Source organism: Thermosynechococcus sp. M98_K2018_005 (assembly GCF_015295825.1).
GTDB lineage: Bacteria > Cyanobacteriota > Cyanobacteriia > Thermosynechococcales > Thermosynechococcaceae > Thermosynechococcus.
In genome coordinates, this window is sequence record NZ_DVEH01000047.1 from 85098 (window position 1) to 102583 (window position 17486).

The window sequence follows — 17486 nt, forward strand, 5'->3', positions numbered from 1 at the left end:
ATTATCGCCCCAGATTCTGATGGCGCGTCGCTTAACAAGAATTTATGTCTCAAAACGTGACCTTCTCATCTCTGGCCTAAAATAAAGGTAACGCTGCTAGAGGATGGTGTAATGTCTCAAGCCCCTGTCCTGGTGTCTGCCAATGGCCAGGTCCTAGACGTGCCCTTTGACTCCTTTTGGCAAGGGTTGCAGGAGTTTGGCTCCCATTTGCTGTGGTCATTGTGTCTCTCACTGCTCCTGAGCCTTCTCCTCAGTCTGGTCAGCTACTGGTTCAGTGTCACCCTTGGCGTACCTGTATTGCCCTTTTTCTTGATTGTTCTCTAAATTGTGGGGAGCTGCGTATGGGGGGTTTACTCATTACTTGGATTGTGACCAGTATTAGTTTGTTTATTGTGTCGCGCCTCCCATTTTTGGGCGTGGAAATTGATCAATTCACAACGGCGCTGTGGTCGGCGATTGTTTTTGGTTTGCTGAATGCCACGCTAGGGGCTATCTTGAAATTCTTTGCTTTCCCCTTTATTTTTCTAACGTTTGGCTTGGCTGCCCTGATTATCAATGCCGCCATTTTTGCCCTTGCGGCAGCCCTTGTGGATGGCTTTAGACTACGCAATGGCTTTTGGAGTGCCTTTTTCGGGTCGATCGCCCTCAGTATTGTTAGCGGGGTTTGCTTTAGTTTACTGGGTCGGGCAAGCTTGCTGTAGGGTTGCTAAATAGCCGCGAGGGGTAATCAGCCAATCATGGAAGCGGCGGGTGCTGGCATTGCCAATCAGTACCAAGCTGAACATATCCACTGTTTCTGGTGCAAATGCCCCAAGGGTGGTGAGGGTGATGTGCTCCTCAGGGCGATAGGCGGCACGGACGATCGCTACCGGTGTTTGCGGTGAACGATATTCTAAGAAAATGGCTTTGGCGTCCACCAGTTGCTGTTGGCGATCGCGGGAACGGGGGTTATAAAGAGCAGTCACAAAATCTGCTTCTGCGGCTGCCTGTAGGCGTTTCTTAATCACTGGCCAAGGGGTCAGGCGATCGCTGAGGCTAATCGTACAAAAATCGTGCATCAGGGGCGCTCCCAAACGAGCCGCCGCAGCATTAACAGCACTTACCCCCGGCAACACCTCTACAGGTAAATCACTGATACCCGCTTCTGCCAGTAGCTCCAGCACAAGACCCGCCATGCCATAGATGCCACAGTCGCCCGAAGAGACCACAGCGACATTGAGTCCCCACTGTGCCAGATCAATCGCCGCTTGGGCACGTTGTCGCTCTTGGGTAATCGTATACGCAGCAACCATCTGTCCCGGTCGCCGGAGGGGAGCCAGCAATTCTAGGTAAAGGGCATAGCCCACGAGAATATCGGCGGCCAAAAGGGCAGAGCGGGCTGCGACGGTGAGTTGATCCAATGCCCCCGGACCAGTACCAATGAGGTTCAAGGAACCTTGGCGAGGAATGAATTCCTGTTCAGATTGGGCAATGGCGATCGTCACCGCCCCGGGTTCACCCCCTTGACGGTAAATCTGCTTAGGAACGATTAAACGCCCCCCCTCACTGGCTAACACTGCTGCGGCTTCAGCCACACTGGGCGTTCCCATTTCTGCGGCCACAATTGCTGAGGGGGTGGGTACGGTAACAGGCGCCAATTCTTGAGCGGAAAACCAGCGGCTTGGCCAATCGTGCGCCTCAGCCACCTGACATAACCCCACTTCATCGGCTTTGCGATCAATACTGGCCAGGCCAGCGATCGCCAGCGGACTTAACCCGGCTTGGGCAAGGGTATGATCAATGGCCTGTTGGATCAGGGCTGCCGATGTTCCCCGTTCACAGCCAATGCCTAGCCACAGTACCCGTGGATGCCAAGCCACACCTGAGGTCAGAGAGGGGGGTAACGCTTTTTCGGTAATCCAAACGGCATTTTCTAGGGGTGGGGTGCTGACAAACTCAAGGGAGTGATCGGACTTGAGAGCCGTGCGCCACAAGGAACTACCGCAGGTTTGATACACTTGCAGCGGTTTTCCTTGAGCCTGTTGACGGGCAATCGCATTCCAGTCTCCTGCCCCCCGTTGCCACCCCAAGACTGTTCCCCACGTATCCACAGCAAAGTAGCCTTGGGCATGACTTGCCCCCGTGAGAATCGGTGTTGCACCAATGGTGGCGCTGAGGACTTGACACAGGCGATCGCCCCCAGCCCCATGACTGCCTAGCAAACTCACCATCCATTGACCATCCTCAGAAAGAACGCAGACTGCCGGATCCTGTCTTTTGTGGGTCAACAGGGGCGCGATTAACCGCACCACAGCACCGCAGGCGAGGGCAAAAATCCAAGCCGGATAGTGGCACCAGTGGTTTTCGAGATGCGCGGCAAGGGGGCGATCGTAGGTTTGTACCCTAGGGTGCGTCGATGCTAAATGGCTGGGTACCCAGATACTGAGAGGAATCCCCGTGTCAACAAGACGTTGCAGTTGAGCTAGCCCCTGGGCAGTGGTGGCGATCGCCCCAATGGGTTGAAAATTGTCTAACCGTGGCATGAACTAGACATCAAAGCGATAGCGCACTGCGCCCGTTTCTGGATCATTAAATACTGTGGCGTAGCCGAGGCGTTGGGCTTCAAAGAGCAGTTCCTCAACGGTTTGGGCATTAAAATGGGTGTAAAGTGCGGCTTGGGCAGCAGAAAGGACGCCGCCGTGTTCCTTAGCCACTTGCAGTAAGCGGTGCATCGGTGTCGCGGGGTTGAGGTCGGCTTGGTCCCATGCGGTCAGATAACGCCCCCGCAGGTAGGTATTGCGGTGATCCACCATCCCCGGAATCAAAAAGAGATCAATGAATTGACCGATGCCACAAAAGCCAAAGGTGATCAGGTACAAAAAGCCAATAATCGGCTGGCCGACATAGAAGCGTTGCAGGCCACAGAAACCCCCAAAGCTCAAGCACCACAGCAGATAGGCAACCCCCACCTTGAGGAATTTTGGCTGGGTTTGCAAGCGTTGGCGATGACGGGAAAAATGGAGTGTTTGCACCATGATCTCAGAAAGATTCCGCTACTTCTCATCCTAACCTAAGTTTCTGAGAACCACTGCGGGGGCTAGCGATCGCCCCCCAAGGATACGTCCTAGAAATTCGGCTGATGACGAATCAGATTCAGAAACTCCTCACGAGTCTTTTGATCTTCACGAAAAACCCCCAGCATCGAACTGGTCACTGTCCAAGAGCCGGGTTTTTGGACACCGCGCATCACCATGCACATATGACTTGCTTCCATGACCACAGCCACTCCCTTGGGCTCGAGAACTGTTTCAATGGCTTCGGCCACTTGACGGGTCAGGCGTTCCTGCACTTGTAGCCGCCGCGCATACATTTCGACAACCCGTGCCAATTTACTGAGGCCGATCACCCGCTGATTGGGGATATAGGCCACGTGGGCTTTGCCAATGAAAGGCAACATGTGATGCTCACAGAGGCTAAAGAAGTTAATGTCGCGCACTAAAACCATTTCATCGTGGCCTTCATCGAAAATCGCGCCGTTGACAAGGGTTTCAAGGGATTGACTGTAGCCACTGGTGAGAAATTGCATCGCTTCAGCAACCCGCTTGGGGGTTTTCAGTAACCCCTCGCGATCGGGATCTTCACCCACATTCAGCAGAATTGTGCGCACTGCGGCCATCATTTCTTCTTTGGCAAGATCTGGGGGGGGTGGGTGGGGAATCGCTTCTTTGCCTTGGTGCGTGTTGCGATCGGGCAGAATTGCCGGAGTGGTGGCTTTACCGTTAATGATCGAATCGGGCATATTGAACGTTGTCATAGAAAGAGTGACAAGTGAAGGACAAAGGGAGCCTAGAGGGTTCCGCCGAGGGGCATGACCACTAGCTCTTCCACAAAAACCGTTTGCGGCAATTGAGTCGTGTACAAAATCGTGTTAGCAACGTGTTCGGGGGTTAACATCCCCGTGCGGTCAAAGTCTCCTGCTACGTCTTCCCAAATGGGGGTATCAACGGCGCCGGGACAGATGGCAATCACACGGATACCGTGGGCGCGTTCTTCAGCCGCCATCGTTTTGGTCAAGGCCATGAGGGCAAACTTCGAGACACAGTAGGCGCCCCAGTCGGGAAAAACTTGGCGTCCAGCAATTGAAACAACATTTACTATCGTACCGCACTGGCGAGATCGCAGTTGCGGCAGTACCGCTTGAGAGCAGATGAGGGCACTGGTGAGGTTGACGTTAAGAATCTGCTGCCAGTCCGCCAAGGGTTGATCAATCAAGGGCACAGTTCTGGCCATACCGGCGTTATTCACCAGTACATGGACATCGCCAACCCTAGCGAGAATCTCATCAAGGCGCGATCGCAGGGGTTCAGGATCGCTAAAGTCCACGCTAAATGTATGGGCTTCAACCCCACAGGCCACTACTTGGGCATGAACGGCAGCAAGTTTGGCGGGCGATCGCCCCAACAGCACCACATTAAACCCCGCTTGGGCAAAGGCAATGGCCGTGGCGGCTCCAATGCCACTACTGGCTCCCGTGATTAAGACTTGTTGGGTCATACCACTTCACTGAAGACGCCCATGCGCCGAAACTTCTGATAGCGCAACTCCCGCCGTTCACTGCTGCTGAGGGCTTGCACTTCCGCCAAATTTCGTAGGAGAGCGGCCTTGAGGTTTTCCGCCGCTTCTACGGGGTTGCTATGGGCAGCGCCGACGGGTTCAGGCACAATTTCATCAATAATCCCCAGCTTCAGTAGGTCGCGAGCCGTAATTTTCAGCGCTTCCGCCGCTTGGGGCGCCTTTTGGGCATCGCGCCAGAGAATCGCGGCACAGGCTTCCGGGGGCGCCACACTATAGACGGCGTGCTCAAACATCAGCAGGCGATCGCCAACCCCAATAGCCAACGCTCCCCCTGACCCACCTTCACCAATCACAGTACAAATAATGGGCACCTCAAAGCGAAACATCTCCCGCAGATTGTAGGCAATGGCTTCCCCTTGACCAAACTTTTCCGCATCCACCCCTGCCCAAGCCGCTGGCGTGTCAATAAAGGTAAGGATGGGCATTTGAAAGCGATTGGCGTGCTCCATCAGACGCAGGGCTTTGCGATAGCCCCCCGGTGACGCCATGCCAAAATTACGCGCCACATTGTCCTTGGTGTCCCGCCCCTTTTGCTGACCTAACATTACGACCGGTTGACCATTAAGGCGACCAATCCCGCCGACAATGGCCGGATCATCGCTGCCTCGGCGATCGCCATGGAGTTCAATCCACTCTTCGCTAATGGCTTGAATGTAATCCAACGTGCTGGGACGGCGCGGATGGCGAGCCACCTGAAGGGTTTGCCCCGGCGTCAGCTTACTGAAAATTTCATAGCGCAGTTGTTTGGCACGCTCTTCCAATTCACGGATTTGCTCCGAGACATCAACGCCAAACTCCGAGGACTTATCCCGCACCTGCTGAATTTGAGCCTCTAGCTCCACGAGGGGCTTTTCAAACTCCAACAGAAGCGTGCGACGTTCGTTTGCCATAGGCGATTGGGTTCCTTTTGGTTTTACTGAGGGTTCAACAGTAGTGGCTGAAATCCGTGTTTGCGGGAGACCTCGCCAATTTGCTGCATCTTTTCCACAGTGATTTGATTGCGGCCCCAAGAGAAATTGGTATGCCAGCCCTCAAACTCTAAAAGCATGGCTTCCGCAAAACAGGCAAACATCTGCCGCGAGGGGACATCCATATTCACAATTTCCATAATTTTCCAGTCAATATCGAGGGCGTGCTCGACAATGCCACCATTGAGAACATGGATCTGCGGATGCTGAATTTTAGTGCCCATATTTTTGGGGTAACCGCCATCAATCATCAGTGAGGGGCGTTTTAACTGCTCAACACTCAGCTCGACTCCCTTGGGCATACTGGCCACCCAAACCACAATATCCGCCAGGGGTAGGGCATCCATGAGGTCGAGAATTTTCCCCCGTCCCAATTCCGCCTGTAGCTCCAGCAGGCGATCGCGATTCCGTGCCACCAGTAAGAGATCCTGCACGTCCAAACAAGTATTCAACCAACGGCAGACGGCACTGCCAATATCCCCCGTAGCCCCACAGACAGCCACAGTTGCCTGACGCAAATCAATCCCCACTTGAGGCGCCGCCTGCTCAATTTGTTGGCAGATGATATAGGCGGTGTGGGTATTCCCCGTGGTAAAGCGGCGAAAGTCTAGCTCAATATTGCGCACGTGGGACATTTTCTCCAGATCAAAGTTCTCAAAGATAATTGAGGAGAAGCCGCCCAGCGCCGTAATATCAATATCATGCTTTTGGGCATGAGCCATGGCGTTAATGATTTTGCGAGTCGCCGCCTTCACCCGCTGGTTGGTCAGCATTTCCGGCAAGAAGCAGGACTCGACGTATTTGCCATAGATAGTTTTGCCCGTGAGGCTCGTCACCGTAATTTCATCGACGATCTGTGGCGGTGCCATACACCAAAATTCCAAGCCTTGATCGGCGTATTCGGGATACCCTAACTGGTGGGCAACGGCTTGGGCGTGCTCCAGATTCGTCAGATGACCAATTAATCCAAACATACAAGCGTGCGGTGACTAAAATGTAACGATATATTGAGCCACCATTATGCCGCAGTTAGGCCATAAACCGACATCTTCATAATTTCGCGGGTGGTAAAGCCAATATTTTCTAGGGCACCGCTGTACTGAATCATGAAGTCTTCCACAAGGGCATCCTTTTCCATGCCGAGCACTTTGGCGTCCGCTTCCACTTGGTTGAGCATTCTCCAGACCAAGGGCAGGTTGGCGCGATTGGCTTCTTCAACTTCCGCTTTGACACTCTCAAAGTTTTCCTTTAACCAGATTTCGCCAAAGTTGAGGTGACTGTACTCATCCTTGACCACGCCCTCAGTAATTTTGCGGGCAAAGGGATCCGCCATTGGGATGTAGATGTTGTAGGCGGCGATCGCGAAGCACTCGATGATCAAAGCCTGAATCAGCAGACAAGTCGCAATTTTCCCCTCCACCAGCGCCGCTTGAAAGTTACCGTGCAGCTTTTCAAAGAACGCTTTGGCAAATTCCATATCTGGGGTCACGCTCAGATTGCGACCACAGGCCTCAAACCCCTTTCTGTGGCGGGCTTCCATCTTGGCAAGGCGGGTGAGTTCTTCTTGGTGCTCAGGCAGCAGCTTGGCTAAGCCAATGTAATTGTCGTGAGCTTCCTGTTCACCTTCAATGACAATGGCGTTGATGCGGCTGTAGGCATCCTTGTAGCGATCGCTATGGTAGTCCAACTCAGGGGTAGCGGTAGCCGTTGTCATTGCGAACTCTCCTAAACACAAATTTATTAGAGGTTATGAGGTAGCAGGGCTTCCGTTATCATACCGCAACAGCGATCCCCTGACGAGGGGCAGCGTGCCAGAGATTTTCGAGTTCTTGAATAGGCGAATCTCTATGCACCGATAGCGCTAAAAGCGGCCCATATTACTTGGGGGTGGCACTTCTGGGAACGGTTGAGGAGGAGGAGCTGCCGACTGAATAGGGCCATTGTAGTCAATGCGGATCATCGGATTGCTTGGGTCGGGGTTGACCGTGATGATACTTTCAATCATTGGCGGTTCTGCAGGTGGCCCCCCTAGAAAGCGAAAGGTAAACGTACCATCACCATTGTCTCTGTAGGGGGATTGACTCGCAGGCCCAAACATGGACGCTTCAGCGCGGTAGCGACTCAACCCGCCATTGGCTCGCTCTGCCGCCTGTCGTGCCCAATTCCGTGCCCGCTGTAGGACTGGATTATCTACTCCAAAGGGATTAAAGTTTTCCCGTGGTGGTGGCTCTGTCTGTGCCAGCACTGGACTGACACCTGTCAACGCGCCGGTTAGAATCAGACTGAATGTCATAGGGCGAAAGGACATCACGCAAACTCCCACTCCTAAACTTTGCTTTGGCAGTTATGTACCCCTTAAGGGACGAGTAACTAAATCTTCCAGTTCCAAGACCGGTACAGACCTTGCCCTAAAAGTATGTGATAAAGTATGTGATCCATAAAGGGGATGCAATCCTCAGTGCCCCTCAGGTTTTTGGCTGCGTGCCAGCCTTGGGACAACAGCCGTAGTAGAGAAGTCCGTAATAGACGGATGCCTCGCCCCTATTGATACAATGGGTAAAGTGATAGGCTAAAACGATTGGATGAGTTAAACGCACTGCGGTGCGCAATCCACAGTCTAGAGGGCATAACCTGAGTCAACCTATGAGTGATGAAACCGTAACCAACCCCGCTGCTGAAACCCAAGAAGGCGAAATTAGCGTTGAGGTCGTTGAGAATCATGCAGAGGCCACCACAACCGAAGAGACTCAAGCATCTGAGTCGACCTCTGCGGATGCAACAGACTTGCTAGAGAAAATTGCTGCCCTTGAAGCTGCCAAGGCTAGTCTTTCGCAGGTGGTGGAGGAGCGCAATAGCCAATATATGCGCCTTGCCGCTGACTTTGAAAACTTCCGCAAACGCACCCAGCGGGAAAAAGAGGAACTAGAGCTACAGATCAAGTGCAGTGTCATTGCTGATTTACTGCCGGTGGTGGATAGCTTTGAGCTAGCCCGCACCCACATTCAAACGGAAACAGAGGCGGAAGAAAAAATTCACCGCAGCTATCAGGGGGTTTACAAGCAACTGGTGGAGTGCCTCAAGCGCATTGGCGTTTCGGCAATGCAGGCCAAAGGCAAGCCCTTTGATCCCAATCTCCACGAGGCGGTGCTGCGGGAAGCAACGAATGAACATCCTGAAGGCACGGTGATTGAAGAACTGAAGCGGGGGTATATGCTAGGCGATCGCGTGTTGCGCCATGCCATGGTCAAAGTGGCCGCTCCCCCTGAAGAGGGTAGTGCCAGTGATATGAACCCCACCAATGATGTGACGGATGTATAGGGGCACTTCAAAGGAATGCCACGTCGCTACTACATCACCACCTTTGGCTGCCAAATGAACAAAGCCGACTCCGAGCGCATGGCCGGGGTCTTAGAAGCGATGGGTTTAGAACCGGTCGCCGAGCCAGATGAGGCCGATGTCTTGCTCTACAACACCTGCACGATTCGCGACAATGCGGAGCAAAAGCTCTATTCTTACCTAGGGCGGCAGGCCAAGCGTAAGCATCAAGACCCCAACCTAACGCTGATTGTGGCCGGTTGTGTGGCTCAACAGGAGGGGGAACAATTGCTGCGGCGAGTTCCTGAGGTGGATTTGGTAATGGGACCACAGTATGCCAATCGCCTTGGCGAGCTGCTGGAGCAGGTGTGGAATGGCAGCCAAGTGGTGGCAACGGAGCCACTGCACATTGTTGAGGACATTACCAAACCCCGTCGCGATAGTAGGGTCACTGCTTGGGTCAATGTGATTTATGGCTGTAATGAGCGTTGTACCTACTGTGTGGTGCCGGGGGTAAGGGGGCAAGAGCAATCCCGCCGACCCGAGGCAATCCGCGCTGAAATTGAGGAACTGGCGGCTCAAGGCTACAAGGAAGTGACACTCCTCGGGCAAAACATTGATGCCTACGGTCGTGATTTGCCGGGAATTACCCCAGAGGGGCGGCGACAGCACACGTTTACCGATTTGCTTTATTACATCCATGATGTTGCTGGGATTGAGCGGATTCGCTTTGCCACCAGCCATCCCCGTTATTTTACGGAGCGCTTGATTCGAGCCTGTGCCGAACTTCCCAAGGTGTGTAAGCATTTCCACATTCCCTTTCAGTCGGGGGATAATGAGATTCTCAAGGCAATGGCACGGGGCTATACTCGCGAGCGTTACCTACAAATCATTGAAACGATTCGCCGCTATATGCCGGATGCTGCCATTAGTGCGGATGCCATTGTTGGTTTTCCCGGCGAAACGGAAGCACAATTCCAGCGCACACTGGATCTGGTGGCGGAGGTGGGATTTGACCAACTAAATACGGCGGCCTATTCTCCGCGCCCGAATACGCTAGCGGCCAAGTGGGAGAATCAAGTACCGGAAGAGATTAAAGAAGATCGCCTCCAACGGCTGAATCATTTAGTGGCCACGATCGCTGGCGATCGCTCCCAACGCTATCTTGGACGGGAAGAGGTGGTGCTGGTGGAGGGGGTGAATCCCAAGGATTCCCAACAAGTCTATGGCCGCACGGATGGCAACCGCCTCACGTACCTGCCCGGCGATATTGAGACCCTACGGGGACAACTGGTGCGTGTCCGCATTACCGAGGCACGAGCCTTTAGCCTCAGTGGCGTGCCCCTTGCGGAGCATTCCTTGGTTGGCTAACTCAGTGGGGTCTAGATCGCACAAATCACTTCATCGCGGCAGAGGGTGGGATCTACATAGGGCAGCATCGGTTTATCGCCAACGTAAATTCCCAAGCCTTGAGCCGTACGAATCAAGAAGCTATTGGGATCCACATGGCGCGGGCATTTAGCAACAACATCGGCAATGGGCACGGTCACCACTTGTCCTGCCTGCCACGCCACCATGCGGTCAAACGTCCCTTGAGCCGCCAAATCTACAGCGGTATTGCCCATACCTGCTGCCAGCAGCCGATCCATGGCCATCGGGGCACCCCCCCGCTGAATATGACCCAACACCGAGACCCGTAGCTCAATGGGGATGGGACTGTGCTGGGCAATTTTATCGGCAATATACTGGCCAATACTACAATGGCGGCGATGGTTGGCGTCTTGTTCTAGTTCCTTGGCGCCTTCGGCAACGACGATGAGGGCAAACTTACGTCCCCAGCGATCGCGCAACTTCTGGAGGTGCTGGCAAATACCTTCAATGGAGTAGGGAATTTCTGGAATCAGGATAATATCCGCGCCCCCAGCAATGCCGGAATACAGAGCCAAGTGACCAGCGGTGCGCCCCATCACTTCCACCACAAAAACACGATCATGGCTCGCGGCGGTCGAGGTAATGCGACTCAGAGCTTCGACAACAATGTTGACAGCGGTATCAAAGCCAATGGCGCGATCGGTCAAGGCGACATCGTTATCAATGGTTTTCGGCACGGCAAGGAAATTCCAGTTTCCCTTTTGCGCCAGTTGATGCAAAATTTTCAGGCTGCCATCGCCACAAATGGCAATGAGGGCATCCAAGCCCAATTCATAGTACCCAGCAATCACTTCATCGGCATGGCCAAGGGTATCGCCCTTATTAATTGCTCCGAGAATGGTTCCCCCCATGTTGAGCAGTACATCCATTCCCCCGAGGCCCTCTGCATTGAGGGGGATCGCCTTCCGCTCAATTAACCCCTGAGTGGCATGGAGAATGCCAAGCACCTCCCAACCGTAACTTAAGGTGGCATGGGCAACAATGGCACGGATGGCCGTATTTAAACCTGGGCAATCTCCGCCACTGGTGAACACACCCAATCGTTTGCGGCTGGTACTCATGAATACTGGCTCCCTATGTGAACGGTTATGGCCTCAAAGCCTGCCTCTGCGCCTGACAACGGCACTGTCAACATCCTAGCGAAGGTCAATCGCCCTTGACTGCTTGAGTTAAGAGCTTGCAACATGCTTAGGAATCGTTGAATTTTGCAGCGGCGAATATCTGACTTGGGGGATCGGCTAAGCTAATGATCTATGGACATTCCTCGCCTACACCCCGATACGATTGAGGCTGTGCGCCAAGCGGTCAACATTGTCGATGTGGTGGCCGAGCACGTTGTCCTACGCAAGCGTGGGCGAGAATACGTTGGCTGTTGTCCGTTTCATGAGGAGAAAACCCCCAGTTTTACGGTCAGCCCCCTCAAGGGTTTTTACTATTGTTTTGGCTGTGGTGCTGGGGGTAATGCCATTAAGTTCCTGATGGAACTGCAAAAACGCTCCTTTGCCGAGGTGGTGCTCGACCTTGCCCAGCGCCATCAGATTCCGGTACGCACCCTCGATAGTGAGCAAAAACAGGCCCTACAAGCGCGGCTGTCCCTTCAAGAGCAACTGTATGAGATTCTGGCGATCGCCACCAGTTTCTATGAACACGCCCTGCGGCAGCCCATTGGTCAACTAGCTCAAGACTATTTGCAGCGGCAACGCCATCTGCAAGAGGACACGATTCAGCAATTTCGCTTGGGCTATGCCCCTGCAGGTTGGCAAGTGCTCTACACATATCTTGTGGAGCAAAAGGGATACCCTGCGACTTTAGTTGAGCAGGCGGGCTTGATTATACCTCGGCAGACAGGGGACGGCTACTATGACCGCTTTCGCGATCGCCTGATGATCCCGATTATGGATGCCCAAGGACGGGTGGTGGGGTTTGGCGGTCGTACCCTGAGGAACGAAGAGCCGAAGTATCTCAACTCCCCAGAAACCCCCATTTTTAACAAGGGGCAATTACTCTTTGGCCTTGATAAGGCACGCCAAGCGATTGTCCAAACCGATCAGGCGATTGTTGTTGAGGGCTACTTTGATGTCATGGTGCTGCACCAAGCGGGGTTTCCCCAAGCGGTGGCCAGTTTAGGGACTGCCCTCAGTCAAGCCCAAATTAAGTTGCTACTGCGCTACACCGAGTCGAAGCAAATTATTCTCAACTTTGATGCGGACACAGCGGGACAACGGGCTGCCGATCGCGCCATTGGCGAGGCTGCGGATTTGGCCTATCGGGGAGATCTGCGACTGCGCATTCTCACGTTACCGGCGGGTAAAGATGCTGCTGACTTTTTCACGGATGCTGCTGAGTCTTTAGAGGTACGCCGCGATCGCTACCAAACGCTCTTAGATCAAGCGCCCCTCTGGCTCGATTGGCAAATCCAAACCATCGTGCAGCAGTACGATCTCGACCAAAGCGATCAGTTTCAGCAGGCGAGCCAAGCCCTGAGCCAACTCTTGGGCAAACTCCCCAATGCCACACTGCGTAGCCACTACATTCACCACTGTGCTGAGCTATTGGGAGGCCACGATAGTCGCTTTATCCTCCGCCTTGAAGAATCCCTGCGGCAACAGGTACGGGGTCAGCGCTGGCAGGGGCGATCGCAAAAATGGCAACGTCCAGCGGACTATAATTTGCGTCAAGCGGCTGAAGAACAGCTACTGCGCCTCTACCTCCACTGTGGGGAATATCGCCCCCTAATTCGGCAAACGCTGCAAGCCCGGGAGATTGAATTTAGCCTCTCCCACCATCGTTGGCTGTGGCGGCAAATCCTAGGGATTGAAGAAGAACAGTGTGCGGGTCTGCCTGCGCCGGATGATCCCTATACCGCCGAGTGGCCACTGCATTCACCCACGGAGACCGGGACACCACTGACAGACTTGGATTTGGTCACCCATCTTTTTGATCGCCTAGGCGAAGCAGCAGAAACTTCTCTGATAACTCCGCTCCTACATTTAGATGAAACCACTGCCGTCAGTCTCGAGCGCCCCGAGCTAGTCATCCAAGCCGCCGCCGCCGCCCTTGAGCGCATTGCCGTTGAAAAGCGCTGTCGCCACATCCTTCAGTCTTGGCAGGAAACTGTTGACCTGATTTTAAGTGAATCTCCCCCCAGTGAAGCCCTACGCCACTATCTGGATCACTTACTCACCAACAACGACAGTAAGATTGACAATATTCCCAGTGTAGCACCCGAGCGGCTGAAACGCCTTGAGCAACTGCGCCGTGACTACTACCAGCATCGCCAATACCTCCAGCAATTGGATCAGCAGCGCTGTCCTTCCTTGGCGGTGATCCGTGGCTATCCTGATTAGCTTTCACGCTGTTGAGTGTGGGCCATCCCTGTGAAAAGGGCGGTACCTCAGAATTCATCTCAATGTCAAGTGACAAATAAGAGAGGCGAGAATCACGTCCAAAGCACTCAGCAATGTGACGGAAAATGAAAAAGTAAAAAGAGCAAAACTGCCTCCTAAGGCCTGAAGGTTCTTGCGCATGATTGGCCTGCCACAAAGAACTTATTGTCCGAGGTAAGCTCTCAAGACCTCAGGATTGGTTTGAATCTCCCTTGGCGGCCCATCAGCAAGATTTTTCCCCTCTGCCAAGACCCAGATGTGCTGACATAGGGACATTACCACATCCATATTGTGTTCAATAATCAGAAACGTCACGCCCCCTTGATTCCAGCGCACAATATGCTCGCAGATTTGGTTGATCAAGGTCGGGTTGACGCCGGCGGTTGGCTCATCGAGGAGTACCATGCGGGGACGGTGCATCATCACCCGCCCCATTTCGAGGAGTTTGCGCTGCCCTCCGGACAATGCACCCGCATAGTCATTGGCCTTGGCCGCTAGCCCCACAGACTCCAAAATTGCCCACGCCCGTTGCCGCAGTTCCTGTTCCTCTTGGCGGATGCGCAGGGGTTGCAGCCAACTATTCCAAAACTTCTCCCCGGTTTGCAGTGGTGCGGCCAAGAGCATATTTTCAAGAACTGATAGGCGCGAGAGTACACGGGGCACTTGGAAAGTGCGCAGGAGTCCCTGAAGGGCAACTTGGTGGGGGGGCAAATGGCTAATGGGGACACCATCAAAAATCACACGGCCTTGGTCGGGGGTGATGAAGTTGCACAACAGGTTGAATAGGGTGGTTTTGCCGGCACCGTTGGGACCAATGAGACCGGTGATACTGCCGCGTGCAACCCGAATTTCCGCATGATCCACCGCGCGAATACCACCAAAACTTTTGCATAGCTCCGTAGCCAATAGGAGGTCTGCGGGCAAGACTTGACTGACACTGCTAGGGACGGGCGCAAGAGAAGATTCATCGACCAAGGCTGAGTTCCTCCTTTTTGCCCAAAATACCTTGGGGTCGCCACATCATCAAGATAATGAGGACAAGGCCAATGAGCATCATCCGCAGAGCCTCTAGGCGACCGCCATCAAGGGGAATAAAGCGGGTCAGCGCAGTGTAGGCCCAAAAGAGAGCAGCGCCGAGGAGAGGACCCATGTTATTGCCTGCGCCCCCTAAAACGACAATTGTCCACCCCTGAAATGTAATTAGGGATACGAAACCGTCGGGGTTAATAAATGTGAGCTGCCACGCATAAAAGGAGCCTGCTACCGCCGCGATCGCTCCCCCCAACAGCAGCGACTGCATTTTGTAGGCAAAGACATTCTTGCCTAGAGCTTTGGCCACCTCCTCATCTTCGCGGATTGCTTTGAGCACCCGTCCCCAAGGGGAATGAATCAAACGCTCTAACTGCCAGACCACTAAGGCCAAAACCAAGACCAACAGCCACAACAGCCCAGCCCGGTAACTAAAATCCCACAGGCCAAGGGTAAGGGCTTTGACCACGAGACCCCCTAGGGCAGCGGCTAAGGTATTCAGGGCAATGGGAATTACCGCTGGTTTGTCTGGACGGCAATAGTGGCTCACAAGGGCGATCGCCCCCCCAAGGGTCAGCAGGGTCAACACCAGGGGAAAAATGGCTATTTCCCGTCCTAAGCTCAAGGGGAGCAATGTTGCCCAAAGGCTGAGGGTACCGGCAATCAATAAAGCCGCATAGCTCGGAAGTAACCAGCGGAGGCGCGATCGCCCATACTGCCGCTCTAACCATTGCCACCACTGCCATGCAGCCGCCCCCACCACAGCCCAAAAAAGAGCAATCATTCCCAGCTTGGTCGGTATATTGGGATTGAACTGAGCAAAGGGCAGCGGAAAGCCATACACCCCCCGACCGCCTCGGGTTAGCCAATCCTCATTGAGGGCAATCAAGCGGACAATTTCCGCCATGCCGATTGTCACAATCGCGAGGTAATCTTCCCGCAGTCGCAGCGTAGCCATCCCCATTGAAAAGCCCAGTCCCATCGCCAGCACCACCCCAGCAAATACCGCAAAAAACATCGGCACGCCAGCAATCCCCAACAAAATCGTGGTGTAGGAACCAATGGCCAAAAAGCCAACATGGCCAAAGTTAATTAGCCCCGTATAACCCCAGTGCAAATTCAGCCCCAAGCTAAAAAGGGCAAAGGTGGCAGTGAAGATACCAAGGGAAATGAGATAGCCAACCATTTAGATCATCGAAGTTAGGGGCGATACAGTTCCGCTGCGCTGTTGCGATCGCGCCAGTGGATGAAGGAATCAAAATGAATCTATTTTATACACCAATGCTTGCGCCTGTACCTACAGGACAAACGCATACTAGAAAAGTCAGCCAATCATTGGAGGGCAGGATGGGACAAAGCTGCGCACATCTGAAAACAAGTCCCTGTACATACCTAGCGATAACCATAGAACCGAGTGGCAAAGTTTTGCGATCGTGTCGGGGACAGTTGACGCGCTTTCAAAATGGCAGCGGTGAGAAATACATAGGCCAAAATCCCCACCACTGCCAAACCCATCGGACCAAAACGGGCGGCAGCCGTATTCCAAAGAGCATGGAGAAAGGCCGCTAGACCTAGGCCAACCATTAAAATCAAGGGTGCTCGATGGGGGCGCAGTACACTCAATCCCGCACAATAGCCCAAGTAGCCGGTGTAGGCCATGTGCCCCGTTAGGGATCCCAAGACCCGGGGAATCAGCACTTGCAGACCAGCTAAATTACCAAATTGACCCGCAATACTAGGGACATATTGCCCAAGGGTTTCTGTCCACGTAAAACCGAGGCCGGCAGCCGCTCCCAAGAGAATGCCATCGAGGGGTTCCCATACCCCCACCTTCTGTTTCCATGGACTCGGGAGCCATCGCCCTAACCCATAGACCACGATAATCGGTAACGCCTTGAGTAGCTCTTCCATTAACCCAGCACCAATGAAGTTGCGACTGAATAACACCCAAAATGAAGGATGGGGCGGATGCAGTTGGCCGGGTAAAACGGTGCGAAAGAGATGGATCATGGCTGGCAAAATCGGGCTTTGCAGAATCAAAATTTCCAGCGTCAACGTGCCCAGTAGAACCCATGCAGGTTTGCGTTTGCCACAGAGTTGATAGATAAAGTAATAGGCAGCACTGCCCAAATAGAGCGCCAAGATGACCTTGAACGCATCGGGGGAGCCAGCCGTGGCAAAAAGCAGGATGACCGCCACAACCGTGACAATCCCCGGTACTAGATAGGCTTTGCGTACCCAGTCGGGATGAATGGCAAAAATGGGCAGGAGTTGGGTGAGGGTGAGGGGTTGATCGGGCTGGGTGCTCACGACTTCGGTGAGGGGGAGGTATTCTAGGACAAATTCAGGCCCTTGGCGCCCCAATTGAATGCGATCGCCCGCATGGAGAACAGTTAAGGTCTCTACTCGCTGTTGATTGACATAAGTCCCATTGACACTCCCAAGGTCTGCGATCGTCCACACGGGAATGCCGCCCCGTTTTTGACAGGTGAGTTGGGCATGGTGGCGGGAAACAGAAGTATAAATGTGAGCGTCAAGGACAATATGGCACGTATCAGGATCACGGCCAATAATCGTCACATCCTCTTGGGAGAGCCAAAACTGCCCCATTTCAGGGGAGACTTGCCGCAGCATACCCACATACTTCAGCGTTGGATTGAGGGGGGAGCGATCGCGATTCATTAGTACCCGTATCAACTGCAAGGGGGACGATGAGACTCCCAAAGTCCTACCTGCTCAGCAC

General features: G+C 53.7%; 17 protein-coding genes. 5 read left to right on the forward strand and 12 right to left on the reverse strand.

Going from position 1 to position 17486, the window contains the following annotated elements:
- The first annotated feature begins 111 nt into the window (after positions 1-111).
- Together IGQ15_RS06660 and IGQ15_RS06665 are read left to right on the forward strand one after the other, a co-directional pair.
- A complete protein-coding gene (locus IGQ15_RS06660) occupies positions 112-324 on the forward strand; it encodes a hypothetical protein (RefSeq protein WP_297050007.1) in 213 nt (70 codons plus the stop codon).
- Positions 325-341: 17 nt separating this feature from the next.
- Entirely contained in the window at positions 342-701 is a 360-nt protein-coding gene (locus IGQ15_RS06665; protein ID WP_297050009.1) for a phage holin family protein, read from the forward strand.
- On the opposite strand, the gene cobJ is transcribed toward IGQ15_RS06665, so the two are convergent.
- The 8 genes from cobJ to IGQ15_RS06705 form a co-directional block, all read right to left on the reverse strand.
- Entirely contained in the window at positions 675-2522 is a 1848-nt protein-coding gene (gene cobJ / locus IGQ15_RS06670; protein WP_297050012.1) for a precorrin-3B C(17)-methyltransferase, read from the reverse strand. The genes IGQ15_RS06665 and cobJ overlap by 27 nt on opposite strands.
- A 3-nt stretch (positions 2523-2525) precedes the next feature.
- On the reverse strand, positions 2526-3014 hold the full coding sequence (locus IGQ15_RS06675) for a TM2 domain-containing protein (RefSeq protein ID WP_297050014.1): 489 nt from the start codon (positions 3012-3014) through the stop codon (positions 2526-2528).
- Positions 3015-3103: 89 nt separating this feature from the next.
- The gene (folE, locus tag IGQ15_RS06680) at positions 3104-3778 is read right to left on the reverse strand and encodes a GTP cyclohydrolase I FolE (RefSeq protein WP_297050016.1); all 675 of its coding nucleotides are present in this window, start codon (positions 3776-3778) and stop codon (positions 3104-3106) included.
- Between the two features lie 47 nt (positions 3779-3825).
- Positions 3826-4533: an SDR family oxidoreductase gene (locus IGQ15_RS06685; protein WP_297050018.1), complete on the reverse strand. Its 708-nt coding sequence runs from the start codon at positions 4531-4533 to the stop codon at positions 3826-3828.
- Positions 4530-5504: an acetyl-CoA carboxylase carboxyltransferase subunit alpha gene (locus tag IGQ15_RS06690; protein WP_297050020.1), complete on the reverse strand. Its 975-nt coding sequence runs from the start codon at positions 5502-5504 to the stop codon at positions 4530-4532. Before IGQ15_RS06690 ends, IGQ15_RS06685 begins: the two co-directional genes overlap by 4 nt.
- A gap of 23 nt (positions 5505-5527) precedes the next feature.
- Positions 5528-6556, reverse strand: coding sequence for a long-chain acyl-[acyl-carrier-protein] reductase (locus IGQ15_RS06695; protein WP_297050022.1), 1029 nt, complete (start codon positions 6554-6556; stop codon positions 5528-5530).
- Between the two features lie 44 nt (positions 6557-6600).
- On the reverse strand, positions 6601-7296 hold the full coding sequence (locus IGQ15_RS06700) for an aldehyde oxygenase (deformylating) (RefSeq protein WP_297050026.1): 696 nt from the start codon (positions 7294-7296) through the stop codon (positions 6601-6603).
- Between the two features lie 147 nt (positions 7297-7443).
- On the reverse strand, positions 7444-7890 hold the full coding sequence (locus IGQ15_RS06705) for a hypothetical protein (RefSeq protein WP_297050030.1): 447 nt from the start codon (positions 7888-7890) through the stop codon (positions 7444-7446).
- Positions 7891-8183: 293 nt separating this feature from the next.
- Here IGQ15_RS06705 and grpE point away from each other — a divergent pair, with 293 nt between their 5' ends.
- Both grpE and miaB read left to right on the forward strand, forming a co-directional pair.
- Positions 8184-8900: a nucleotide exchange factor GrpE gene (gene grpE, locus IGQ15_RS06710; RefSeq protein WP_297050031.1), complete on the forward strand. Its 717-nt coding sequence runs from the start codon at positions 8184-8186 to the stop codon at positions 8898-8900.
- A 15-nt stretch (positions 8901-8915) separates the two neighbouring features.
- Positions 8916-10268 (forward strand): tRNA (N6-isopentenyl adenosine(37)-C2)-methylthiotransferase MiaB, encoded by a 1353-nt coding sequence (gene miaB, locus IGQ15_RS06715; protein WP_297050034.1) that lies wholly within the window; start codon positions 8916-8918, stop codon positions 10266-10268.
- Between the two features lie 11 nt (positions 10269-10279).
- Here miaB and IGQ15_RS06720 read toward each other — a convergent pair whose 3' ends face one another.
- Positions 10280-11389 (reverse strand): ATP-dependent 6-phosphofructokinase, encoded by a 1110-nt coding sequence (locus tag IGQ15_RS06720; RefSeq protein ID WP_297050037.1) that lies wholly within the window; start codon positions 11387-11389, stop codon positions 10280-10282.
- 192 nt (positions 11390-11581) lie between these two features.
- Here IGQ15_RS06720 and dnaG point away from each other — a divergent pair, with 192 nt between their 5' ends.
- Positions 11582-13675, forward strand: a complete 2094-nt coding sequence (gene dnaG / locus IGQ15_RS06725; protein ID WP_297050039.1) for a DNA primase — start codon at positions 11582-11584, stop codon at positions 13673-13675.
- Positions 13676-13876: 201 nt separating this feature from the next.
- Here the strand turns inward: dnaG and IGQ15_RS06730 are convergent, their stop codons facing one another.
- The 3 genes from IGQ15_RS06730 to IGQ15_RS06740 form a co-directional block, all read right to left on the reverse strand.
- Complete coding sequence (locus tag IGQ15_RS06730; RefSeq protein WP_363315804.1) at positions 13877-14689, reverse strand: ABC transporter ATP-binding protein; 813 nt, start codon at positions 14687-14689, stop codon at positions 13877-13879.
- Positions 14679-15929 (reverse strand): branched-chain amino acid ABC transporter permease, encoded by a 1251-nt coding sequence (locus IGQ15_RS06735; RefSeq protein ID WP_297050041.1) that lies wholly within the window; start codon positions 15927-15929, stop codon positions 14679-14681. The genes IGQ15_RS06730 and IGQ15_RS06735 overlap by 11 nt, the downstream gene beginning before the upstream one ends.
- A 206-nt stretch (positions 15930-16135) precedes the next feature.
- Entirely contained in the window at positions 16136-17467 is a 1332-nt protein-coding gene (locus IGQ15_RS06740; protein ID WP_297050045.1) for a PrsW family glutamic-type intramembrane protease, read from the reverse strand.
- Positions 17468-17486: the final 19 nt, after the last annotated feature.